The organism is Bacillus sp. bc15 (assembly GCF_900142585.1).
In the GTDB taxonomy this organism is placed as follows: Bacteria; Bacillota; Bacilli; order Bacillales; family Bacillaceae_G; genus Bacillus_A; species Bacillus_A cereus.
In genome coordinates, this window is the sequence record NZ_FRBJ01000005.1 from 295,365 (window position 1) to 320,155 (window position 24,791).

Here is a 24,791-nt window from a genome sequence, read left to right on the forward strand (position 1 = left end):
ACATCATTAACATTTTAGTATATAGATATTGCATCGTAGTTTGCATTATATTGTCACCCCTTAATCTGTCTTGTATAATGAACAGGTTAAGGGGTGATTTCGTGTTACAACCGAAGACGCGTTGGAAAGAAAAAGAATATAATGACGAACGAGTGAGTGAATTAGCAAGTAAATTACAGTTATCGCCACTTGTCGTTTCATTATTCCTCGGTAGAGGACTAGATACAGAAGATAAGATTTTAGATTTTTTAAATACAGAAAATCAAGAATTTCATGATCCATTTTTATTAGAAGGAATGGATAGAACGGTAGAACGTGTAAATAAGGCGATTCAAAATGGAGAACAAATATTAATATTTGGTGATTACGATGCAGACGGAGTAAGTAGTACAACTGTGTTATATCTTGCTCTTCAAGAATTAGGTGCAGAAGTAGAATTTTATATTCCAAATCGTTTTACAGAAGGGTATGGGCCGAACGAAGAAGCGTTTCGTTGGGCGCATAGCGCAGGGTTCTCACTGATTATTACTGTCGACACTGGCATCGCAGCAGTACATGAAGCAAATGTAGCGAAAGAGCTTGGAATAGATCTAATTATTACAGATCACCATGAGCCACCGCCAGAATTGCCAGAAGCACTTGCGATTATACATCCGAAATTAGATGGCGGTGTATATCCGTTTCACTATTTAGCTGGTGTAGGTGTTGCGTTTAAAGTTGCGCATGCACTATTAGGCCGTGTACCAGAACATTTATTAGAGATTGCAGTAATCGGTACAGTAGCCGATTTAGTGTCACTTCATGGTGAAAATAGGTTGCTAGTGAAACGCGGTTTAAAACATATGCGTATGACGAAAAATATTGGTTTAAAGGCATTGTTTAAAGTTGCTAACGTTTCGCAAAGTGAAATTACAGAAGAGAGTATTGGCTTCTCAATTGCACCGCGTATTAATGCGGTCGGGCGTTTAGAAGATGCAACGCCGGCTGTACACCTTTTATTATCAGATGATCCTGAGGAAGCGAAAGAGTTGGCCGAAGAAATTGATGAGCTGAACAAACTGCGAAAAGATATTGTAAAGCAAATTACAGAAGAGGCTATCGCTGAAGTTGAAAATAACTTCCCACCAGAAGAAAACAAAGTGTTAGTACTTGCAAAAGAAGGTTGGAATCCAGGTGTAATTGGGATTGTCGCTTCTAAATTAGTTGAACGTTTTTATCGTCCGACTATTGTATTATGTATTGATCCTATAAAAGAAACAGCAAAAGGCTCAGCGCGTAGTATTGCAGGATTTGATTTGTTTGCAAATTTATCAGATTGTAGAGAGTTATTGCCACACTTCGGAGGGCATCCAATGGCAGCGGGAATGACGCTACATATGAATGATGTAGATGAATTACGTCGCCGCTTAAATGAACAAGCAGATGCAATTTTAACAGAAGAAGATTTTATTCCAATTACAGCAGTTGATGTTTTTTGTAAAGTAGAGGATGTAACACTAGCGGCAATTGAAGATATGCAAAAACTAGCCCCGTTTGGTGTTGGAAATCCGAAACCACGTATTGCAGTGAAAGATGCAGAGTTAGAAAGTATTCGCGCGATCGGATCAGATGGCTCTCATTTAAAAATGGCTCTTCGTGATGGACAAGCAACACTGGATACAATTGGATTTGGTTTTGGTGCATATGCGAAAGAAATCTCTCCAGTTGCAAAAGTATCTGTAATAGGAGAAGCATCCATCAATGAATGGAATAATTTTAAGAAGCCACAATTAATGGTACAAGATATTGCTGTAGAGGCGTGGCAATTATTTGATTGGCGTAGTATGCGTAATGCAGAAGCAAATTTAGCAGAACTTCCGAAAGAAAAAATAACAATGGTGTATTTTTCTGAAGAGGTATTGAATAAATTTTCTTTAGAGAGCTATAAAGAAAAGCTCATGCATGCTTCAGAAGTAACGCATTTGGATGATCAATATATCGTGTTACTTGATTTACCAAAAGGAAAAGATGAATTAAGTGAGCTATTTAAAGTAGGATTCCCAGCGCGAATTTATACGCTATTTTATCAAGAGAATAACCACTTATTTAGTACAGTTCCGACGAGAGAACACTTTAAATGGTACTATTCTTTCTTAAACCAAAAAACACCATTTTCTTTAAGACAATATGGAGAACAACTATGTCGTCATAAAGGCTGGTCAAAAGATACAGTAAATTTCATGACACAGGTGTTTTTTGAGTTAGAATTTGTTACAATAAAAGATGGCGTCATTTTTATGGCAGACAAAAAACAAAAGCGTGATTTAATTGAATCGAACACATATCGTGAGAAGATGAACCACTTACAATTAGAAAAAGAATTGGTTTATAGCACATATCAGCAACTATATACATGGTTTGAAACGATTCGTAATCATAAAGAAGTAGAACAGTTAGGGTAAAGGATTTGTATTTACAAACCTTTTAGATCTGAGGAGGATTCAGAAATATGGATTTCAAGCAACATATCGCAATTGTACCGGATTATCCGAAAGAAGGTATTGTGTTTAAAGACATTACACCTTTAATGAATGACGGTAAAGCATACAAAGCAGCAACAGATGCAATCGTTGAATACGCAAAAGAAAGAGATATCGATGTTGTAGTAGGACCAGAAGCTCGTGGTTTCATTATCGGTTGCCCAGTTTCTTATGCGTTAGAAGTAGGATTTGCGCCAGTTCGTAAATTAGGAAAATTACCACGTGAAGTAATTACAGTTGACTACGGTAAAGAATATGGAACGGATGTTTTAACAATCCATAAAGATGCAATTAAGCCAGGTCAACGCGTATTAATTACAGATGATCTATTAGCTACAGGTGGAACAATCGAAGCGACAATTAAGTTAGTTGAAGAGCTAGGCGGAGTTGTAGCAGGGATTGCATTCTTAGTAGAGCTTACTTACTTAGATGGTCGTAAAATGTTAGATGGTTACGATGTATTAGTATTAGAAAAATACTAATCACTATATAGGTAAAACTACGGTGATAAAAAGTACCCGTGAATCTCTTGGAGAGGAGCGGGTACTTTTGTATAATTGAACAAAAAATCATGGTGAAATGTCAGTAAAATCTTTTCCTTTTCACAATTCACAATCATTGGGTTATAATGATAGAATATAATTTATTCTATTAAATAAAGATAAAGTCAATTTTCAATAAAAGGTGATTCGATGGCAAATGAGCAGGTACTAACAGCTGAACAGGTACTCGAGAAAGCAAGTCAATATTTAGCACATGAAGATATTGAGCTAGTGGCACGTGCCTATGAATATGCACGAGATGCGCATAGCGAACAATATAGAAAATCGGGTGAACCGTATATTATTCATCCGATTCAAGTTGCAGGTATTTTAGTTGATTTACACATGGATCCAGCTACGGTATCAGCAGGTTTCTTACATGATGTAGTGGAAGATACAGAGATTACGTTAGAAGATATTGAACGGGAATTTAACAAAGAAATTGCTATGCTTGTTGATGGTGTTACAAAGCTTGGGAAGATCAAATATAAATCTCACGAACAACAACAAGCAGAAAACCATCGCAAAATGTTTATTGCAATGGCTCAAGACATTCGAGTTATTTTAATTAAATTAGCTGATCGTCTTCATAACATGCGTACATTGAAACATTTGCCTCAAGAGAAGCAGCGTCGCATAGCGAATGAAACGTTAGAAATCTTTGCACCTTTAGCACATAGACTCGGAATTAGTACTATTAAATGGGAGCTAGAGGATACGTCACTTCGCTATTTAAATCCCCAACAATATTATCGTATTGTAAATTTAATGAAGCGTAAACGTGCAGAACGTGAAGAATACTTAGACGAAGTAATGACTGGTATTCGTGAGAAATTAAAAGAAGTTGCAATTCAACCTGAGATTTCTGGAAGACCGAAACATATTTACAGTATTTATCGTAAAATGGCACTGCAAAATAAGCAGTTCAATGAAATTTACGATTTATTAGCTGTACGTGTCGTTGTAAATAGTATTAAAGATTGTTATGCGGTGCTTGGAATTATTCATACGTGCTGGAAGCCGATGCCAGGTCGTTTTAAAGATTATATTGCAATGCCAAAAGCAAATCTATATCAATCTCTTCATACGACTGTAATTGGACCAAAAGGTGATCCACTTGAAGTGCAAATTCGTACGAAAGAAATGCACGAAATTGCAGAATTCGGGATCGCGGCACACTGGGCGTACAAAGAAGGAAAAACAGCAGAAACAACAGGTACATTAGAGAAGAAACTCACATGGTTCCGTCAAATACTAGAATGGCAAAATGAAGCTTCTAATGCAGAAGAATTTATGGAGTCATTAAAAATTGATTTATTTTCTGACATGGTATTCGTCTTTACACCGAAAGGCGATGTAATGGAATTACCACTTGGATCGGTTCCGATTGATTTCGCGTATCGTGTCCATTCGGAAATTGGGAATAAAACAATTGGTGCAAAAGTAAACGGTAAAATGGTGACGTTGGATTATAAATTAAAAACAGGCGACATCATTGAAATTTTAACGTCGAAACATTCATATGGCCCAAGTCAAGATTGGGTAAAACTTGCTCAAACATCTCATGCGAAAAATAAAATTCGTCAATTCTTTAAGAAACAACGTAGAGACGAAAATATTGAAAAAGGCCGTGAACTTGTTGAAAAGGAAGTACGTGGTCTAGAGTATGAGATGAAAGAAGTATTAGCGCCTGATAACTTAAAACGCGTCGCTGAGAAATTTAACTTTGCAAATGAAGAAGATATGTTTGCAGCAGTTGGATATAGCGGAATTACAGCTTCGCAAATTGTTACGCGACTAACGGACAAGTTCCGCAAACAACGCGAAGAAGAAGAAATTGTTGAAGTTAAAGAAGTTCGTAAACCGATGAAAATTCGAAAATGGGATTCTGGTGTAAAGGTAAGCGGTGCTGATAATTTATTAATCCGTTTATCGAAATGCTGTAACCCAGTTCCAGGCGATGATATCGTTGGATATATTACGAAAGGCCGAGGTGTATCGATTCACCGCCGTGATTGTGTAAACGTTCATACAGAAGAAGCTGTAGAACGTTTATTAGAAGTAGAGTGGGAAGGTAGCCCTGAAAAAGAAATTGAGTATAACGTTGATATTGAAATTTCGGGTTACGATCGCCGTGGTTTATTAAATGAAGTACTGCAAGCTGTTACAGAGACGAAAACGTACATTTCAGCTGTTTCTGGTAGAAGTGACCGTAATAAAATGGCAACAATTAATATGTCAATCTCGATTCGTAACTTACAACACTTGAAAAAAGTAGTAGAACGCATTAAACGCGTTCCAGAAATTTATGCAGTACGACGCATGATGCATTAATAGGGAGTGTAGAAAGATGAGAGTTGTTTTACAACGATCAAAGAAAGCGTCTGTCACAGTAGACGGTGAGATCGTAGGACAAATTCCGTTCGGTTTAACATTACTAGTTGGCATTACGCATGAAGATACAGAAAAAGATGCAACTTATATTGCGGAAAAAATTGCAAACTTACGTATTTTTGAAGATGAGAGCGGAAAGATGAATCATTCTGTACTTGATGTAGAAGGACAAGTTCTATCTATTTCGCAATTTACATTATACGGAGATTGTCGCAAGGGAAGACGTCCAAACTTTATGGATGCTGCGAAACCTGACTACGCAGAGCGTTTATACGATTTCTTTAATGAAGAAGTTCGCAAACAAGGATTGCATGTGGAAACAGGGAAGTTCGGAGCAATGATGGACGTTTCTTTAATCAATGATGGTCCGGTGACCTTAATTGTAGAAAGTAAATAGTGTTGATAAAAAAGAGAGGGTTATATAATCCTCTCTTTTTTATACATTGTTGTATGTTTTGTTCATTTATTTGGAATCAATAGCAGTTTCGGTTATGTATAACTCTCTCATCAATATGGAACAATAAAAAGTAAAACATCCATATTGAATGTGAGGGATATACGTATGCGTATGAATGAAAAAGGGCATTCTGTTACAAATGGTGCAAATCAACTGTTTAACGTGAATTTTCATGATTTTATTTCAAAAGAGCAAAATAATACTTCAATGGAGCTTGCTTCCGAGTTTGGGATTTCTCTTCAAGATGTAAAGCGTTTAAAGAAGCAGATTGAACGTTCTTAGAGCACTTGACAATCCTACTTAACAAACGTATAGTAATTTTATATTTACATATGAATATAACCGTTGATAGAGAAGAGTAAATGAGATACACATGGAAAGAGAAGGAATGTCTTAGGCTGAAAACATTTCTGCATGATGACTGATTGAATGACACTCTAGAGGTTTCAACTTGAACGGCATATATGCTTAGTAGGGATGAACGCATATTTAAGCGTTATTAAAAAAGTGGAAGCATACGTGCTTCAATTAGGGTGGCACCACGGGTATAATACTCTCGTCCCTACTGTTTAAACAGTAGAGGCGGGAGTTTTTTTATTTTTATTAAGATTAAAACAATTTGAGGAGGAACTGAATATGTCTATTCAAATCCCACGCGGAACGCAAGATATTCTTCCAGGCACTGTTGAGTTATGGCAGTATATCGAAGGGCAAGCACGCGAAATTTGCCGTCGTTACAATTATAAAGAAATTCGTACACCAATTTTTGAGCACACTGAGCTATTTTTACGCGGTGTTGGTGATACGACAGATATCGTACAAAAAGAAATGTACTCATTCCAAGATCGTGGAGAGCGTAGCTTAACATTACGTCCAGAAGGTACTGCACCTGTTGTACGTTCTTACGTTGAAAATAAAATGTTTGGTGATGCAACACAACCAACGAAATTATACTATATCGGTCAAATGTTCCGTTATGAAAGACCACAAGCAGGTCGCTATCGTCAATTCGTACAATTCGGTATCGAAGCAATCGGCAGTAATGACCCTGCAATTGATGCAGAAGTAATTGCACTTGCTGTTGAATTTTACCGCGGCATGGGCTTAAAAAATATTAAAGTTGTATTAAACAGTTTAGGTGACGCAGCGAGTCGTCAAGCACACCGTGATGCATTAATCGCACACTTTGAGCCACGTATCGGCGAATTCTGCTCTGACTGTCAATCTCGCTTAGAAAAGAACCCACTTCGAATTTTAGACTGTAAGAAGGACCGTAACCATGAATTAATGGCAACAGCTCCATCTATTACAGAATACTTAAACGAAGATTCAGCAGTATACTACGACAAAGTACAAGAACTATTAACGATGATGGATGTTCCATTTGAAAAAGATCCGAACTTAGTGCGTGGTTTAGACTACTATCAACATACTGTTTTTGAAATTATGAGTGAGGCAGAAGGTTTCGGTGCGATCACTACATTAAGCGGTGGTGGCCGTTATAACGGACTTGTACAAGAAATCGGTGGACCAGAAATGCCAGGTATCGGTTTTGCAATGAGTATTGAACGTTTAATTATGGCGCTAAAAGCTGAAAACATTGAATTACCACTTGAACATAGCATTGATTGTTACGTTGTAGCGCTTGGTGAAAAAGCGAAAGACCATGCTGCAAAAGTGGCATTCGATCTTCGTAAAGCTGGATTGTCGGTTGAAAAAGATTATTTAGATCGCAAAATGAAAGCACAATTTAAATCAGCAGATCGTCTAAAGGCGAAATTTGTAGCTGTATTAGGAGAAGATGAGCTAGATAAAGGCATCATTAACTTAAAAGATATGGCAACAGGTGAACAAGAAGAAGTAGCGTTAGATGTATTTGCTTCATACGTAGCAGAGAAATTAATATAGGGGGAACTTACAGTGGCTGAAAGAACACATGCATGTGGAAAAGTAACAGTAGAAGCTGTTGGACAAACAGTTCAATTAAAAGGTTGGGTACAAAAACGCCGTGACTTAGGTGGATTAATCTTTATCGATTTACGTGACCGTACAGGTATCGTACAAGTTGTATTTAACCCAGAAACATCAAAAGAAGCGTTAGAAGTAGCAGAAACAATTCGTAGCGAATACGTATTACACATAGAAGGTACAGTTGTTGAACGTGGTGAAGGCGCAATTAATGACAATATGGCAACTGGTCGTATTGAAGTACAAGCAACAAAAGTAAATGTACTAAATGCAGCGAAAACAACACCAATTATCATTGCTGATGATACAGATGCATCAGAAGATGTGCGTTTAAAATATCGTTATTTAGACTTACGTCGTCCTGTAATGTTCAACACATTCAAAATGCGTCACGACGTAACAAAAACAATTCGTAACTTCTTAGATACAGAAGAGTTCTTAGAAGTAGAAACACCAATTTTAACGAAAAGTACGCCAGAAGGAGCTCGTGACTATTTAGTACCAAGTCGTGTACATGACGGTGAATTCTATGCATTACCACAGTCACCACAGTTATTTAAACAGCTTCTTATGGTCGGCGGATTTGAGCGTTACTATCAAGTAGCACGTTGTTTCCGTGATGAAGATTTACGTGCAGATCGTCAACCGGAATTCACGCAAATCGATATCGAAGCTTCATTCTTAACACAAGATGAAATTTTAGAAATGATGGAGCGTATGATGACGAAAGTTATGAAGGATGCAAAAGGTGTAGAAGTTAGTGCACCATTCCCTCGTATGAAATATGCTGATGCAATGGCTCGCTACGGTTCTGATAAGCCAGATACACGCTTTGAAATGGAACTAACAGACTTATCTGAGTTTGCAGCAGGTTGTGGCTTTAAAGTGTTTACAAGTGCTGTAGAAAGCGGCGGACAAGTAAAAGCAATCAATGCAAAAGGTGCTGCAAGTAAATATTCTCGTAAAGACATCGATGCATTAACTGAATTCGTGAAAGTATATGGTGCAAAAGGTCTAGCTTGGCTTAAAGTTGAAGAAGACGGCCTAAAAGGACCGATTGCGAAATTCTTCGGTGAAGAAGATGCAAATGTGTTAATGAGCACATTAGAAGCTACTGCTGGCGACTTATTACTATTCGTAGCAGATAAGAAGAGCGTTGTTGCAGATAGCTTAGGCGCACTTCGTTTACGTCTAGGTAAAGAGCTTGAGTTAATTGATGAAAGTAAATTTAACTTCCTATGGGTAACTGATTGGCCACTTCTTGAGTACGATGAAGATGCAGATCGTTATTTCGCAGCTCATCACCCATTCACAATGCCATTCCGTGAAGACGTTGAGCTACTAGAAACAGCACCAGAAAAAGCACGTGCACAAGCATATGACCTTGTATTAAACGGTTATGAGCTTGGTGGTGGATCACTTCGTATTTACGAGCGTGACGTACAAGAAAAAATGTTCAAAGCACTTGGATTCTCACAAGAAGAAGCGCAAGAGCAATTCGGATTCTTATTAGAAGCATTCGAATACGGTACACCACCACACGGCGGAATCGCATTAGGTTTAGATCGTCTTGTTATGTTACTTGCAGGCCGTACGAACCTTCGTGATACAATTGCATTCCCAAAAACAGCAAGCGCAAGCTGCTTATTAACAGAAGCTCCAAGCCCAGTTGCAGAAGCACAGCTTGAAGAGTTAAACTTAAAATTAAGCTTAAAAGAAGAAAAGTAAGAATAGGGTCTAGATGGTTATACTATAACCATCTAGACTTTTTTAATGGATAATTAAAAGAAGAAACAAAATCCCGGTTTACACTATGTTTTCATTATCGAAATATGTATTTTTAGGAATTCTATAACTTTTTCTATACAAATAGTCGGAAAAACGCTAGAATACATGGTAGACCATTTTTGTAATAGGAGTGTAGAGCTGAATGTTACATCAATTTTCACGTAATGAATTAGCCTTCGGTAAAGAAGGACTTGAAATATTAAAAAATAGTACAGTCGGTATTTTAGGAATTGGCGGCGTAGGTTCATTTTCAGCTGAAGCGTTAGCGCGTTCTGGAGTAGGACGTCTCGTATTAGTTGATAAAGACGTTGTAGATATTACAAACGTAAACCGTCAAATTCACGCTTTAGTATCTACTGTAGGACGTTCAAAAGTAGAATTAATGAAAGAGCGTATTGCAGACATTAATCCGGAATGTGAAGTAATTGGACTAGAAATGTTTTATACAGATGAAACATATGAAGAGTTCTTTAAACACGGTTTAGATTTCGTAGTGGATGCATCTGATACGATTACGTTCAAAATCCATTTAATTAAACAATGTTTACGTCGTAAAATTAAAATTATCTCATGTATGGGTGCAGCAAATAAAATGGACCCAACTCGTTTCCGTATTGCGGACATTTCTAAAACACATACAGATCCAATTGCGAAAGTAATTCGTACGAAGCTTCGTAAAGAGGGTATTAAAAAAGGTGTAAAAGTTGTCTTCTCTGACGAAAACCCAATCGTAATTCGTGAAGAAGTACGTAAAGAAATCGTACCAGACGAGAATGCAAAAATTCGTAAAGCGAAATTACCGCCTTCATCAAATGCATTCGTACCATCTGTGGCAGGCTTAATTATGGCAAGTCACGTTGTACGTGAACGTATTAAAAATGTAGAAGTGAAACGTGTAGGGCAAGAATAAAAGAAAAGCATATATCCATTTTGGATATACGCTTTTTTTATATGTATTAAAGAAATATGGATACTTGCATCACTACTAGTTCAAATGTAAGTAAGGTTAGTAAGTAATAATCATATTTATCTGATTTATAGGCGGAAGTCTTTTTTAGACTGTTAATGGTGAAAAGAGCTAAAGTCAGGACGAGAAGGCCAAGAGTTATTTTGAAGATTATTAATGAAATAGCAACCATCCCCCTTTAAAGGTATATGTTTATAATAACATTTTAGTAAAAAATATCTAATCCGTTTTAGGAGTTTCCTTGTATGACAAGGAGGAATGTTATTGTCAATCTTTGTCGTTAAATCGATATCCTTTATTAAATCGTTGATATATTGCAAGTTGTGATAGATATATTTGAAAAATCGTTGATATAATTTCATTTACCGACATGTATATATATGATTTACCGAAAACAAACAGGGATGTCACTCAGTCAAAAAAGTGACATCCCTGTTTTTAATTCTCAGCAGAATAAATAATATCTAAATTCCCGTTTTGATCGGTTTTGAAAATCGGGGCAATTTGCTCTTCTTGCTCTTCGACCGAAACAAGTTTTCGAGCACGATCCATAATTCGAACAAGCATCGCGTAATCTTCTTCGATTGCTTGTTGTTTTTTTGTGAGTACCGCTAATTTCGTTTCAAGTTCATGATTCGTTTTTTGCAGAGAAGTGAGCTGAGCTTGTAATACATCATTTTCAGTTTGCAACTTTGCGAGTGAAGGGTTATTATGCTCCAAGTTTTGCAAAAATGAGATGACATTTTGCATCGTAAGTTCTTGTTTACTTGGCGTAATATCTTCAGAAAACTCAGCATCGATTACGAGTTGTTTCGTTTTCGTGAACTGATTTTTTTCTATTTTAGCTTCAGAGCGCTTTAATTCTTTACGTTGTTTCTTCGCAAGCTGCACAGCATCTTCGTAATTCGGCCTTACTTCAGCATTCCATCTAAAGCCGCAAGCTGCTGAAGTCCGGTTCAACGTATCGCCGACTTCATCAAATGCTTTTATTTGTGTACTTCCGCTGCGAATATGTCGTAAAACAGTTTCTGCTAAAAGGAGATCATCTTCTTTTGTCCATGCATCTTGACGTGTTTTCATAAGCGAAGCCTCCATAATGGTGACGTTTTCGTTTATGTTACCCTTTATTTTTCGTTTTATTCGAAGTTTGTAATCTTTCATAAACAGTAGAAAGGGCTTGCTCAAATTTCCCTGTCGTTTTCGGTTTATAATATTGCTTGTTTTTTATTTTATCAGGTAAGTATTGTTGCCTTACCCAGCCATTTGGATGGTCGTGTGGATATAAATATCCAATGCCTCTTCCAAGTGATTCTGCGCCTTTGTAATGACTATCTTTTAAATGGCTTGGAATGTCACCTGTTTGACCGTTGCGTAAATCGTGTAATGCAGCATCAAGTGCTTTATAAGCTGAATTTGATTTTGGTGATAAGCATAGCTCGATAACGGCATTTGCAAGTGGGATGCGTGCTTCTGGGAATCCAACTCGTTCAGCTGATTCAATTGCAGCTAGTGTACGTGGTCCAGCTTGTGGGCTAGCAAGTCCAATATCTTCATAAGCCATAATAAGAAGGCGTCTGCCAATACTTTGTAAATCACCTGCTTCAATAAGGCGTGCTAAATAATGGAGCGCTGCATTTACATCACTTCCGCGCACTGATTTTTGAAATGCTGATAATACGTCATAATGAGCATCGCCGCCTTTGTCGTGAACGAAGCTCTTCTTTTGTAAGCATTCTTCCGCAATCTCGAGTGTGATTTCAGCCGCTTGATCGTCTGTAGTAAAGCTAGATAATACAGCAAGCTCAAGTGCGTTATAAGCGGAACGCATATCACCACCAGAGGCATTTGCAAAATGATGTAGTGCTTCATCTGTTACCGTTACAGCATATTCTCCAAGGCCTTTTTCTTTATCTTCTAAAGCTCTTTTTAACCCAATTAAAATATCATCTTCTGTTAGTGCGTGTAATTCGAAAATTTGACACCTGCTTCGAATAGCGGAGTTTATTGCATGGAATGGATTACTTGTCGTTGCACCAATTAAAGTAAGAAGTCCGCTTTCTAAGTGAGGTAATAGAAAGTCTTGCTTTGCTTTATCTAGACGGTGAACTTCATCTAAAATTAAAACGAGGTGTCGATGCATCTTTGCTTCTTGTACGACAACTTCCATATCTTTTTTATTGTGAGTAACAGCGTTTAATAGACGAAACGGGGTACCGGTACTTCCTGCAATTGCACTGGCAATGGATGTTTTTCCTGTACCTGGAGGACCGTATAAAATCATAGATTGAAAATGATTTGCTTGGACCATTCGCCATAAAATCTTTCCTTCACCAACTAAATGTTGTTGCCCAATAATTTCTTGAATATTAGTAGGGCGCATTCGATGTGCGAGTGGTTGTTTCATTTAGACCGTCTCCCTTAATATATAATCTCGTTCTATCGTATCATTTTTTTCTACGAAATTTGAAATAGGATGCTGTTTTATGGGAAAAATGAAGAATAATATTTTCATTTTTCTTTCAATTGTAATAATTTCCGAGTTTTTCAATGTGATTTTATGTTATCATTTTGATACACAAGTTGAAATTTCTTATAATACTATATTATGCTATAATTTCATAGGATTTTAAATTGTGTTCTTTTTATAAATAAGATATAACCAATAGAAGTGAAAATTTGAAAAGAGGTGCAAAATAGATGAAAATTTCAACGAAAGGCCGCTATGGCTTAACAATTATGATTGATCTTGCAAAAAAGTTTGGTGAAGGTCCAATTTCATTAAAATCAATTGCGCAGGCGCATGACTTATCCGAGCATTACTTAGAGCAATTAATTTCACCACTTCGTAACGCTCGTCTTGTAAAGAGTACGCGCGGGGCATATGGCGGATATGTATTATCTGATCAACCGGCTAACATTACAGCTGGGGATGTAATCCGTGTATTAGAGGGACCGATTAGTGTTGTAGAAATGATAGAAGAAGAAGAGCCAGCACAGCGCCAGTTATGGATGCGTGTTCGTGATGCCGTGCAAGAAGTGTTAGATAGTACAACGTTAGAAGATTTAGTACGTTATGAGGAAGAAAATCACGGGGGCTATATGTTTTACATTTAATTCCTTGTGAAACGATTTGGAAAGAAGGAGATTTAATGGAACGCATTTACTTAGATCATGCTGCGACATCTCCGACTCACCCAGAAGTGGTCGAAAAGATGATTCCATATATGACAGAAATATTCGGGAACCCGTCTAGTATTCACTTTTATGGACGTCAAACTCGTCACACAGTAGATGAGGCGAGACGAGTGTGTGCACGCAGCATTCATGCGAATCCGAATGAAATTATATTTACGAGCGGTGGTACAGAAGCTGATAATTTAGCGCTTATAGGTGTAGCACGTGCGAACCGTCATAAAGGTAACCACATAATAACGACGCAAATTGAACATCATGCGATTTTGCATACGTGCGAATTGTTAGAGCGTGAAGGGTTTGAAGTGACATATTTACCTGTCGATGAAACAGGACGCATTCAAGTTTCTGACATACAAAAGGCATTAACAGAAGAGACGATTCTTGTATCTGTTATGTTTGGGAATAATGAAGTAGGGACAATGCAACCAATTGTGGAAATAGGAAAGCTGCTAAAAGAGCATCAAGCTTATTTCCATACAGATGCGGTACAAGCTTACGGTTTAGTAGAATTTGACGTGAAAGAGTTTGGTATTGATTTATTATCAATTTCAGCTCATAAAATTAATGGGCCAAAAGGTGTAGGGTTCTTATTCGCTGGTGCAAATGTGAAATTTGAGCCGTTATTAATAGGCGGAGAGCAAGAAAGAAAACGCCGTGCTGGTACGGAAAATGTGCCTAGTATTGCTGGGCTTCAGCATGCAATTCTTATAGCTGAAAAAACTCGTGAGCAAAAAAATGCCCAATATGAAGAGTTTAAAGATATAATGGTATCTGTCTTCAAAAATGAAGGCATTACTTTCGAGGTAAACGGAAACTTAGAACATCGCTTACCGCATGTACTTAATGTAAGTTTTACAGGAATGAACATTGAACCGTTTCTTGTGAACTTAGACCTAGCTGGCATTGCAGTATCAAGTGGTTCTGCTTGTACAGCTGGTTCGATTGATCCATCACATGTATTAGTAGCGATGTTTGGAAAAGACTCCGATCAAATACGTTCATCCGTACGCTTTAGTTTTGGACTTGGAAATACGAAAGAGCAAATTGAAAAAGCGGCGTACGAAACAGTGAAAATCGTGAAGCGATTAACACAAAATTAGCATGGGAGGTGACATGATGAACAAACTACCTCACGAAACACGCGTTGTCATCGGAATGTCCGGTGGCGTCGATTCATCTGTAGCAGCACTTTTATTAAAAGAGCAAGGTTATGATGTAATCGGAATTTTTATGAAAAACTGGGATGATACAGATGAGAATGGTGTCTGCACAGCAACAGAAGATTACAATGATGTAATTGAAGTGTGTAACCAAATTGGTATTCCGTATTATGCAGTAAACTTTGAAAAACAATACTGGGATAAAGTATTTACGTACTTCTTAGATGAGTACCGAGCTGGTCGTACACCAAACCCAGATGTAATGTGTAATAAAGAAATTAAATTTAAAGCATTTTTAGAGCATGCAATTGCGCTTGGTGCCGATTATGTAGCAACAGGTCATTATGCACGCGTTGCTTATATGGACGGCGAATATAAAATGCTTCGCGGCGTTGATGACAATAAAGATCAAACATACTTCTTAAATCAATTAAGCCAAGAGCAATTATCAAAAACAATGTTCCCGTTAGGTGAACTGAAGAAACCACAAATTCGTGAAATGGCGAAAGAAGCTGGCTTAGCGACAGCGGCGAAAAAAGATAGTACAGGTATTTGCTTCATTGGTGAGCGTAACTTTAAAGATTTCTTAAGTAACTACTTACCAGCACAACCAGGTGTAATGCAAACATTATCTGGTGAAGTGAAAGGGAAGCATGACGGTTTAATGTATTATACAATTGGACAACGTCATGGTCTTGGAATTGGTGGTAATGGTGATCCATGGTTTGCTGTTGGAAAAAATCTAAAAGAAAACATTTTATATGTTGATCAAGGATTCCATAACGAACTTCTATATGGTGATGAAGTTATTGCTACGAATGTAGGATGGGTAAGTAACAAAGAAAAAGAAACAGAATTTAAGTGCACGGCGAAATTCCGTTATCGTCAAGAAGACAATAAAGTAACGGTTCAAATCGTTGATGAAAATACAGTTCGTATTCTTTGTGATGAGCCAATTCGTGCAATCACACCAGGACAAGCAGTCGTTTTCTATGATGGAGATGAGTGCTTAGGCGGTGCTACAATTGATGAAGTATACCGTAGTGGTAAGAAATTGGATTATTTAGGATAAATGAGAAGCCTCTGCCGATTAGCGGTTAGAGGTTTCTTTTACATAAAGCGAATTTTCGTTCGCTTGGAAAATACATTCTTTGTTATAATTTGTTGTAGAGGTGAAGGACATGTCAAACAAACTTGAAACAGGTATTCAATATATGCAAGAAGGAAATTGGGAAGAAGCAGCTAAAAATTTTACAGAAGCAATTGAAGAAAATCCGAAAGATGCGCTTGGATACATTAATTTTGCAAATTTATTAGACGTATTAGGTGATAGTGAGCGAGCGATTTTATTTTATAAACGTGCATTAGAGTTAGATGATAAATCTGCAGCTGCTTATTATGGCTTAGGAAACGTATATTATGGCCAAGAGCAATTTACTGAGGCGAAAGCTGTATTCGAACAAGCAATGCAAGCTGGATTACAATCAGCTGATGTAACATTTATGTTAGGTATTACACATGTACAGCTTGGAAATGATCGTCTTGCACTACCATTCTTACAAAGAGCAACAGAATTAGATGAAAATGATGTAGAAGCTGTATTCCAGTGCGGACTTTGCTTTGCGCGACTAGAACATATTCAAGAGGCGAAACCTTATTTTGAAAAGGTATTAGAAATGGATGAAGAGCATGCAGATGCGTATTACAATTTAGGTGTTGCTTACGTATTTGAAGAAAATAACGAGAAAGCTCTCGCTTTATTTAAGAAAGCAACTGAAATTCAGCCAGATCACTTTTTAGCTGGTAATGGCGTTCGTTTATTAGAGCAAGAAGCTGAATAAGATAAAAATATAGTTTAATGGGTAGTTATCCCTCATCTAAAAAGGTGGGGGATGTACTGCTCATTAAAGTGAAAATATCGGAAAGGAGAGGAAAGATGGGAAATCAACATGCAATGGATTTGTTTGAGGAAGAGAAAAAATTTATAAAAGCGCAAGTTCTTCATACCATTTTCCACAACGAAGAAAACCTCTATTCCGTTGTCAGTATGAAAGTCATTGAAACGAATGAAACGTATGACGAAAAGAAAATAATGATAAACGGTCATTTTCCCCGCATGCATGAAGATGAAGTGTTTACATTGACAGGTCACTTTAAGGACCATCCAAAGTATGGAAAACAATATATGGTTGAAACATTTAAAAAAGAATTGCCGCAAACAAAAGCAGGTATGGTGCAATATTTAGCGAGTGATTTATTTAAAGGGATAGGAAAGCGTACAGCGGAAAAAATTGTGGATCATCTCGGGGAACATGCTATTTCTAAAATTATGGATGACCCTGAGGCGTTAAATGGTGTTGTTAACAAACAAAAGGCTCAGGAAATATATGAGACAATTGTTGAACATCAAGGATTAGAGAAAGTAATGAGCTTTTTAAATGGTTACGGTTTTGGAACGAAACTTTCTATTAAGATTTACCAGCAATATAAAGAGATGACATTAGAAGTGATTCGTAATAATCCGTATCAACTTATTGAAGAAGTGGACGGGATTGGTTTTGGACGAGCGGATGATATAGGGCGTGCGTTAGGGATATCGGGTAATCACGACGACCGTGTACGAGCGGGATGTTTTTACACATTAGAGAATGTCTCATTGCAACTTGGTCACGTTTATATGAGGAAAGATCAACTTGTAAGAGAAACGATGTCACTTTTAAACAATCAAGAAGGAAGAGTGACTGAAGAAGATATTATAGGTTGTATTGAAACGATGCAAAGTGAAGGGAAAGTCATCATAGAAGAAGAACGAGTGTATTTAGCAACTTTATTCTACTCTGAAAAAGGTGTTGTAAAGTCTATTCGTCGATTGATGAATCAAGAGGAAACACCTTCATTTCCTGAAGCAGAAGTGTTAAAAACATTAGGTGAAATTGAAGAACAGTTGAATGTACAATATGCACCGTTTCAGCAAGAAGCGATTCAAACGGCACTTCATAAACCGATGATGTTATTAACAGGTGGACCAGGAACAGGAAAAACAACCGTTATTAAAGGGATTGTTGAAATGTATGCGTCACTTCACGGATTATCGTTAAATCCGAATGAATACAGTGATGATAATCCATTTCCAATACTATTAACAGCTCCAACAGGAAGAGCAGCGAAGCGGATGAGTGAATCGACAGGACTTCCAGCTTGCACAATTCACCGTTTGCTTGGCTGGACGCCAGAAGGATCTTTCCAGCGTAATGAAACGGATCCTGTCCAAGGTAAGCTCCTTATTATCGATGAATTTTCAATGGTTGATATTTGGCTCGCAAATCAGCTATTTAAGTCGCTACCAACGAATATTCAAGTTATCGTTGTAGGTGATGAAGATCAGTTGCCATCTGTAGGACCTGGACAAGTATTAAAAGATTTATTAAATGCAGGTGCAGTTCCGACAGTGAAGCTTACTGAGATTTATCGTCAAGCAGAAGGCTCATCTGTTATTCAACTTGCCCATGCGATCAAAGACGGCACACTCCCACCAGATTTAGCGCAAAATAAAAAAGATCGTTCGTTTATCAGCTGTACAGGGGCTCAAATTGTTGAGGTTGTGAAAAAAGTTTGCGAAAACGCTAAAACAAAAGGCTTTAGTGCAAGGGATGTTCAAGTATTAGCACCGATGTACCGCGGGCCTGCTGGTATTAATGTATTAAACGAAGCGCTGCAACAAGTATTTAACCCGAAAAGGGAAAAGAGTAAAGAAATCCAGTACGGTGATGTTGTATACCGAAGAGGCGATAAAGTACTGCAACTCGTTAATCAGCCGGAGAGCCAAGTATTTAATGGGGATATCGGAGAAATTGTTTCGGTGTTTTATGCGAAAGAAAACGTTGAGCAACAAGATATGATTATCGTTTCATTTGATGGAATTGAGGTAACGTATACAAAGCCGGATTTAAATCAAATTACACATGCATATTGTTGTTCGATTCATAAATCACAAGGTAGTGAATTTCCGATTGTTATTATGCCGATTGTGAAAAGTTACAACCGTATGTTACGCCGTAATTTAATTTACACGGGCATTACAAGAAGTAAGAAGTTCCTTATTATTTGCGGGGAGGAAGTAGCTTTCCAATCTGGTGTAAATCGCCTTGATGATGCAATGCGTCAAACAACTTTAGCTAGTCGCTTGCAGGAATCACAAGGAGAAGTACAGATGGTCACAGTTAATGGCGAGGAAATGGACGTGGAAAACATTTCACCGTATGATTTCATGTAACAAGGTGAAATTATATAGTGAAACTTTCAAACGCATAGCGTTGAAAGGCTCCAGCAATGTATAAATGAATGCGGTTTGGACATAATGGCGAATAGAATCTGGGAGACTGTAAGGAGATGAAAGCCATATGTTCATTTGTCCAAATTGCAAAGGGAAAGACATTGGAAAAATAGGTGTCAACCAATTTTATTGCTGGAATTGTTATATCGAATTATCGGTTTCAAAGGGGAAAATCCATACGCATCAAGTTGAGGAAGATGGTTCATTAAGCTCTCTTGATGATTTATTTGATGAGAATGAAAGAACGATCGGATAACGAAAAGGGGGATTTACTTTGAATCTACGCAATTCATTAATCGCATTAGGGGTTGGAGCTGCAGCATATCAATATGCTCGTAAGCAAGATGTATTTTCAAAACGCAATATGAAAAAAGCACGTAAGATGATTAAGTCTTACTTATAATCATTTCGATAAAGTGAAAAACTCCCTTATAGACAAGGGAGTTTTTTTATGCACTCATATGCAAATAAAAAAGTCCAATTTCTGAGAAAAGATAAGATAAACCGTAACAGCCAACGCCAAGTATTCCATACTGCCATAATTGCTTCGCTTTTTCTTTACGTGAGGAACGAATAAAGAACCCCTTCCAAATACCAAAGCCGATACAAATCCATTCAAGAATCATAAAAAGTGCTGATAATCCAAGCATAAACAAAACCATAATTAGCCCTCCTGATTACATTATTTCATGCTGTATTCTCAGGGGTGGTTGTCCTTGTTATGTTATTTATATGTACGTCTTTAAAAAACAGTATGGTCCGTATGAAAAGATTTTAAAAGTTTCACACATAACCTAACCCATTTATTTTCAAAATAAAGGTGGAGGAGGTTTTTCATGTGAAGAATCTTAAAATCATTTGGATATATCGTTTAGGATTATTGTTACTTGTTTTTCTTTGTTTGCTCGTCTTTTTAAAAATTAAGCCACTATGGGCACCGATTATTTTTGTATTTAAAGTAGCAATTACGCCGTTTCTTATCGCCTGTTTTATTGCGTATTTATTGCACCCTTTAATTGAAAAAATTCATAAGGAAGGGATGCCCCGTACACTTGCCATTTTGCTCATTTATATCCTTTTCTTCGGCGGAATTGGTTATGGGATTTATAAAGGAACACCAGTCGTTATTAAACAGTTACAAGAGATTAATGAACAATTTCCGCAGTTTACAAAGATGTACGATTCGTGGATGGATGGCGTTACAGAACAAACAGCGAATTTCCCTTCGTTCATTCATGAAAAGGTGAAACAACTTTTTGTGGGTGTGGAAACGAAGATTCAAGCGCTTTTAAATAAAGTGATGAGTACAGCTCGTGGTGTACTCGATTCATTGCTCATTATTTTCTTAATACCGTTCATTGTATTTTACATATTAAAAGATTATGGTGAGTTTTATCATATCTTTTGGAAACTAGTCCCAAGTAAATGGCGAGGTACGGGGCAAATGCTTGCGAAAGAAATTGATAAGTCACTTGGAAGTTATATTCGAGGACAGTTATTTGTTTGTTTAGTATTAGGGGGAGTATCAGCTCTTTCTTTTTGGTTTATCGGTATGAAATATCCATTATTGCTTGGCATTATTATTGGGGTAACGGATATAATCCCGTACTTTGGTCCTATTTTAGGAGCGATCCCGACGTTAATGATTGCAGCAACAGTATCAACGAGTTTACTTATTAAGGCGGGGATTACGATTGCTATTTTGCAATTTGTGGAAAGTAACATTTTATCGCCTTACATTGTTGGTAAGTCACTTCGTATGCATCCTGTTATTATTATGCTTGCATTACTTGTTGGAGGGGAAGTAGCTGGTATTGTAGGATTACTAATATCGGTTCCGATTTTAGCAGTTATTCGTACTGTCATTGTTCATGTGAGACCTCTCTTGAAAAAAGAAAATGTGTAAGTATAGAAGCCCTCTATGTAAGAAATAGAGGGCTAATCATATATTTATTTAGAAAGCTGCTCGTGTATCTTTTGAACGAGGGAGCTCACATCATTTGTTTGAATATGTTTTATTTTTTTCCATTCGTTATCATACATAAATACAATTTGATTGTTGAAAAGACGCTTTTGTTCTTTTAGATTAGAAATTTTTGCGAAAGAGTACTCTTCAAATATTGGATTCTTACTTACATCTGGCCCGTAAAAGAATAGCCTTTTGTTCGTTAAAATTAGCAATCCTGGCCTTGCGACGGAACGATAAATAAATATGTCTAATGAACATGCTGCGTAAAATAATATCGTTTCGTCAGTCGCTAATATGTTTTTAGCTTTGTTAAGTAAGGTTGTCATTGTGATCGCTCCTTTATTTTATTAACAATAATTTAATTATAGCAAAAAAAGTAATATTTAGAAATTTTTATAAATAATTATTGTAAGGAGATTCCAATTTATTAATAAACGCATAATATATGAAAAGGCTGTTAAGAATGAATAGTAGAATACCTATGATTAATAAGCGATTAATACAATATAAATGATTATCTACATTGACAAACTTAAGAGAATTCTATTATATTTAGTCATATAATACATTAAATCAATGACGGAACAAGTACGTTACAGTCCATTTATAGAGAGAAGCTTCCATATGGCTGAAAGAAGCTTTAAATGAAGGGTAACAGAAAGCTAATCCTGAGAGCAGCTAATCACTGCCGTCTTGCCACGTTACGGCACCATGAGGTGATGAATTGATTGTTATTGTAATCAATTCATAATTAGGGTGGTATCGCGAGTTAACTCTCGTCCCTTTTATAGGGACGGGAGTTTTTTATATTTAAGGAGGAAAATACAATGAAACAACTAACAGGCGCACAAATTCGTCAAATGTTTTTAGACTTTTTCCAAGAAAAAGGACATGCAGTAGAACCTAGTGCATCACTAGTTCCACATGAAGATCCATCTCTTCTATGGATTAATAGTGGTGTAGCAACATTAAAAAAATATTTTGATGGACGTGTAATCCCACAAAATCCACGTATTACAAATGCTCAAAAATCAATTCGTACAAACGATATTGAAAACGTAGGGAAAACAGCTCGTCACCATACATTCTTTGAAATGTTAGGAAACTTCTCAATTGGTGATTACTTCAAAGAAGAAGCAATTACATGGGCTTGGGAATTCTTAACGAGCGACAAATGGATCGGATTCGATAAAGAATTACTATCAGTTACAATCCATCCAGAAGATGAAGAAGCATTCACAATTTGGAATGAGAAAATGGGCGTTCCAAAAGAGCGTATTATCCGCTTAGAAGAAAACTTCTGGGATATCGGTGAAGGACCAAGTGGACCGAATACAGAGATTTTCTATGACCGCGGAGAAGCTTACGGTAATGACTTTAGTGACCCAGAATTATATCCAGGCGGAGAAAACGAGCGTTACTTAGAAGTATGGAACCTTGTATTCTCTCAATTTAATCATAATCCAGATGGTTCATATACACCACTTCCTAAGAAAAACATTGATACAGGGATGGGTCTAGAACGTATGACATCTATCGTTCAAGATGTGCCTACGAACTTTGATACAGATCTATTCATGCCGATGATTGGTGCAACAGAATCAATTTCTGGTGAGAAATATCGTAATGGCGATTTAGAAAAAGATATGGCGTTTAAAGTAATTGCTGACCATATCCGTACAGTAACATTTGCTGTTGGTGACGGTGCTCTTCCTTCTAACGAAGGCCGTGGTTATGTATTACGTCGTTTATTACGCCGCGCTGTTCGTTATTCGAAGAAATTAAACATTAACCGTCCATTCATGTTTGAATTAGTACCGGTTGTTGGAGAAGTAATGAAAGACTTCTATCCAGAAGTACTTGAAAAGAAAGATTTCATTGCGAAAGTTGTGAAAAACGAAGAAGAGCGTTTCCATGAAACACTTCATGATGGTGAAGCAATTTTAGCTGAAGTTATTACAAAAGCAAAAGAAGAAAAAACAACTGTTATTTCTGGAGTAGATGCGTTCCGTCTATATGACACATACGGTTTCCCAATCGAATTAACAGAAGAATATGCAGAAGAAGCTGGTATGACAGTTGACCAAGAAGGCTTCGAAAATGAAATGGAAAAACAACGTGAGCGTGCACGTGCTGCTCGTCAAGACGTTGACTCAATGCAAGTTCAAGGCGGTGTACTTGGAGAAGTTAAAGTAGCGAGTGAGTTCGTTGGTTACGGTACAGTTGCAACAGAAAGTAAAGTTGTTGCACTTGTGAAAAACGGCGAATACACAGATAGCTTACAAGCTGGTGAAGAAGGACAATTAATGCTTGATGTAACACCATTCTATGCTGAGAGCGGTGGACAAATTGCAGACCGTGGTTACCTTCTTGCTGATGGCGTGAAAGTTCTTGTAAAAGACGTGCAAAAAGCACCAAATGGTCAAAACTTACACAAAGTTGTTGTTGAAGAAGGTACATTAACGAAAGATGCGGCTGTGAAAGCTATTATCGATACGAAAAACCGTAGTAGCGTTGTGAAAAATCATACAGCAACTCACTTACTACACCAAGCATTAAAAGATGTACTTGGAACACACGTTAACCAAGCAGGTTCTCTTGTAACTTCTGAACGTTTACGCTTTGACTTCTCTCACTTCGGTCAAGTACAAGCTGACGAATTAGAAAAAATTGAGCGTATGGTAAACGAGAAAATTTGGGAAAGTATTGATGTTGAGATTTCTCAAAAAGCAATCGAAGAAGCGAAAGAAATGGGCGCAATGGCATTATTCGGTGAAAAATACGGTGATGTTGTACGCGTTGTACAAGTTGGCGATTACAGCTTAGAGCTTTGTGGTGGTTGTCACGTTGATAATACAGCTTCTATCGGTATTTTCAAAATCGTTGCTGAGTCTGGTATCGGTGCAGGAACTCGTCGTATTGAAGCAGTAACTGGTAAGTCTGCATACGAATTAATGAACGATCAAGTAGGTTTATTAAAAGAAGCAGCAGGAAAAATGAAAACAAATCCGAAAGATATTTTAACAAGAGTTGATGGTCTATTTGCCGAAGTAAAACAACTGCAAAAAGAAAACGAATCTCTTGCTGCGAAATTAAGCAATATCGAAGCTGGAAACTTAACTGATTCTGTAATGACAGTTGATGGTGTGAATGTATTAGCAGCGAAAGTAAATGTCGCAGATATGAACAACTTACGTACGATGATGGATGATCTAAAAAATAAATTAGAGTCGGCAGTTGTTGTATTAGTGTCTGTTAATGACGATAAAGTAAATATCCTAGCAGGTGTAACGAAAGACTTAATTGGCCAAGGTTACCATGCTGGTAAACTTGTGAAAGAAGTAGCTTCTCGTTGCGGCGGTGGCGGTGGTGGCCGTCCTGATATGGCACAAGCAGGCGGTAAAAACCCAGCTCAAGTCGAAGAAGCTTTAGCATTTGTACAAGAGTACGTTAAATCTGTTTCAAAATAAAGAGATAGTAGTGTACAATGGTAGGGAGA

At 37.3% G+C, this 24,791-nt stretch carries 21 protein-coding genes and 2 other annotated features; of the genes, 17 read left to right on the forward strand and 4 right to left on the reverse strand.

Annotation, left to right across the window (positions count from 1 at the left end):
• Positions 1–101: 101 nt before the first annotated feature.
• From recJ to BUA87_RS19045, 8 genes are all read left to right on the forward strand, one after another.
• On the forward strand, positions 102–2,441 hold the full coding sequence (recJ, locus tag BUA87_RS19015) for a single-stranded-DNA-specific exonuclease RecJ (protein WP_016512297.1): 2,340 nt from the start codon (positions 102–104) through the stop codon (positions 2,439–2,441).
• A gap of 47 nt (positions 2,442–2,488) precedes the next feature.
• Positions 2,489–3,001, forward strand: a complete 513-nt coding sequence (locus BUA87_RS19020) for an adenine phosphoribosyltransferase (RefSeq protein WP_000346217.1) — start codon at positions 2,489–2,491, stop codon at positions 2,999–3,001.
• A 210-nt stretch (positions 3,002–3,211) separates the two neighbouring features.
• Positions 3,212–5,395 carry a GTP diphosphokinase gene (gene relA / locus BUA87_RS19025; RefSeq protein ID WP_072940477.1) on the forward strand — a complete coding sequence of 728 codons (2,184 nt, stop codon included), beginning with the start codon at positions 3,212–3,214 and terminating at the stop codon, positions 5,393–5,395.
• A gap of 16 nt (positions 5,396–5,411) precedes the next feature.
• A complete protein-coding gene (locus BUA87_RS19030) occupies positions 5,412–5,852 on the forward strand; it encodes a D-tyrosyl-tRNA(Tyr) deacylase (protein ID WP_001266965.1) in 441 nt (146 codons plus the stop codon).
• A gap of 165 nt (positions 5,853–6,017) precedes the next feature.
• A complete protein-coding gene (locus tag BUA87_RS31400) occupies positions 6,018–6,194 on the forward strand; it encodes a hypothetical protein (protein ID WP_001242605.1) in 177 nt (58 codons plus the stop codon).
• A 54-nt stretch (positions 6,195–6,248) separates the two neighbouring features.
• Positions 6,249–6,479: a binding site (T-box leader), on the forward strand.
• A gap of 69 nt (positions 6,480–6,548) precedes the next feature.
• The gene (gene hisS, locus BUA87_RS19035; RefSeq protein ID WP_000027079.1) at positions 6,549–7,820 is read left to right on the forward strand and encodes a histidine--tRNA ligase; all 1,272 of its coding nucleotides are present in this window, start codon (positions 6,549–6,551) and stop codon (positions 7,818–7,820) included.
• Between the two features lie 12 nt (positions 7,821–7,832).
• The gene (gene aspS, locus BUA87_RS19040; protein ID WP_000840885.1) at positions 7,833–9,608 is read left to right on the forward strand and encodes an aspartate--tRNA ligase; all 1,776 of its coding nucleotides are present in this window, start codon (positions 7,833–7,835) and stop codon (positions 9,606–9,608) included.
• 202 nt (positions 9,609–9,810) lie between these two features.
• A complete protein-coding gene (locus BUA87_RS19045) occupies positions 9,811–10,578 on the forward strand; it encodes a tRNA threonylcarbamoyladenosine dehydratase (RefSeq protein WP_000903182.1) in 768 nt (255 codons plus the stop codon).
• Positions 10,579–11,073: 495 nt separating this feature from the next.
• Here the strand turns inward: BUA87_RS19045 and BUA87_RS19055 are convergent, their stop codons facing one another.
• Positions 11,074–11,715, reverse strand: a complete 642-nt coding sequence (locus tag BUA87_RS19055; RefSeq protein WP_000857722.1) for an RsfA family transcriptional regulator — start codon at positions 11,713–11,715, stop codon at positions 11,074–11,076.
• A gap of 37 nt (positions 11,716–11,752) precedes the next feature.
• Complete coding sequence (locus tag BUA87_RS19060) at positions 11,753–13,039, reverse strand: replication-associated recombination protein A (protein ID WP_000812919.1); 1,287 nt, start codon at positions 13,037–13,039, stop codon at positions 11,753–11,755.
• Between the two features lie 293 nt (positions 13,040–13,332).
• On the opposite strand from BUA87_RS19060, the gene BUA87_RS19065 reads away from it, so the two are divergent.
• From BUA87_RS19065 to BUA87_RS19095, 7 genes are all read left to right on the forward strand, one after another.
• Positions 13,333–13,749, forward strand: a complete 417-nt coding sequence (locus BUA87_RS19065; RefSeq protein ID WP_000704116.1) for a cysteine metabolism transcriptional regulator CymR — start codon at positions 13,333–13,335, stop codon at positions 13,747–13,749.
• Between the two features lie 35 nt (positions 13,750–13,784).
• Complete coding sequence (locus BUA87_RS19070) at positions 13,785–14,930, forward strand: cysteine desulfurase family protein (RefSeq protein WP_016512300.1); 1,146 nt, start codon at positions 13,785–13,787, stop codon at positions 14,928–14,930.
• A gap of 16 nt (positions 14,931–14,946) precedes the next feature.
• Positions 14,947–16,062, forward strand: a complete 1,116-nt coding sequence (gene mnmA, locus BUA87_RS19075; RefSeq protein WP_001038010.1) for a tRNA 2-thiouridine(34) synthase MnmA — start codon at positions 14,947–14,949, stop codon at positions 16,060–16,062.
• A gap of 109 nt (positions 16,063–16,171) precedes the next feature.
• On the forward strand, positions 16,172–16,831 hold the full coding sequence (locus BUA87_RS19080; RefSeq protein ID WP_000066406.1) for a tetratricopeptide repeat protein: 660 nt from the start codon (positions 16,172–16,174) through the stop codon (positions 16,829–16,831).
• A gap of 95 nt (positions 16,832–16,926) precedes the next feature.
• Positions 16,927–19,263: an SF1B family DNA helicase RecD2 gene (locus BUA87_RS19085; protein WP_072940480.1), complete on the forward strand. Its 2,337-nt coding sequence runs from the start codon at positions 16,927–16,929 to the stop codon at positions 19,261–19,263.
• Between the two features lie 127 nt (positions 19,264–19,390).
• Positions 19,391–19,579 (forward strand): hypothetical protein, encoded by a 189-nt coding sequence (locus BUA87_RS19090; RefSeq protein WP_000469281.1) that lies wholly within the window; start codon positions 19,391–19,393, stop codon positions 19,577–19,579.
• A gap of 18 nt (positions 19,580–19,597) precedes the next feature.
• Entirely contained in the window at positions 19,598–19,726 is a 129-nt protein-coding gene (locus BUA87_RS19095; RefSeq protein ID WP_001053553.1) for a YrzQ family protein, read from the forward strand.
• Positions 19,727–19,772: 46 nt separating this feature from the next.
• On the opposite strand, the gene BUA87_RS19100 is transcribed toward BUA87_RS19095, so the two are convergent.
• On the reverse strand, positions 19,773–19,985 hold the full coding sequence (locus BUA87_RS19100; protein ID WP_000242539.1) for a hypothetical protein: 213 nt from the start codon (positions 19,983–19,985) through the stop codon (positions 19,773–19,775).
• Between the two features lie 176 nt (positions 19,986–20,161).
• Here BUA87_RS19100 and BUA87_RS19105 point away from each other — a divergent pair, with 176 nt between their 5' ends.
• The gene (locus tag BUA87_RS19105; protein WP_000793129.1) at positions 20,162–21,229 is read left to right on the forward strand and encodes an AI-2E family transporter; all 1,068 of its coding nucleotides are present in this window, start codon (positions 20,162–20,164) and stop codon (positions 21,227–21,229) included.
• A 44-nt stretch (positions 21,230–21,273) separates the two neighbouring features.
• Here the strand turns inward: BUA87_RS19105 and BUA87_RS19110 are convergent, their stop codons facing one another.
• Positions 21,274–21,618 (reverse strand): PH domain-containing protein, encoded by a 345-nt coding sequence (locus tag BUA87_RS19110; protein WP_000209466.1) that lies wholly within the window; start codon positions 21,616–21,618, stop codon positions 21,274–21,276.
• A 241-nt stretch (positions 21,619–21,859) separates the two neighbouring features.
• Positions 21,860–22,079 (forward strand) — a binding site (T-box leader).
• Positions 22,080–22,119: 40 nt separating this feature from the next.
• Between BUA87_RS19110 and alaS the strand changes: the two genes are divergently transcribed.
• Positions 22,120–24,762 carry an alanine--tRNA ligase gene (alaS, locus tag BUA87_RS19115; RefSeq protein ID WP_000811815.1) on the forward strand — a complete coding sequence of 881 codons (2,643 nt, stop codon included), beginning with the start codon at positions 22,120–22,122 and terminating at the stop codon, positions 24,760–24,762.
• The last annotated feature ends 29 nt before the right edge of the window (positions 24,763–24,791 follow it).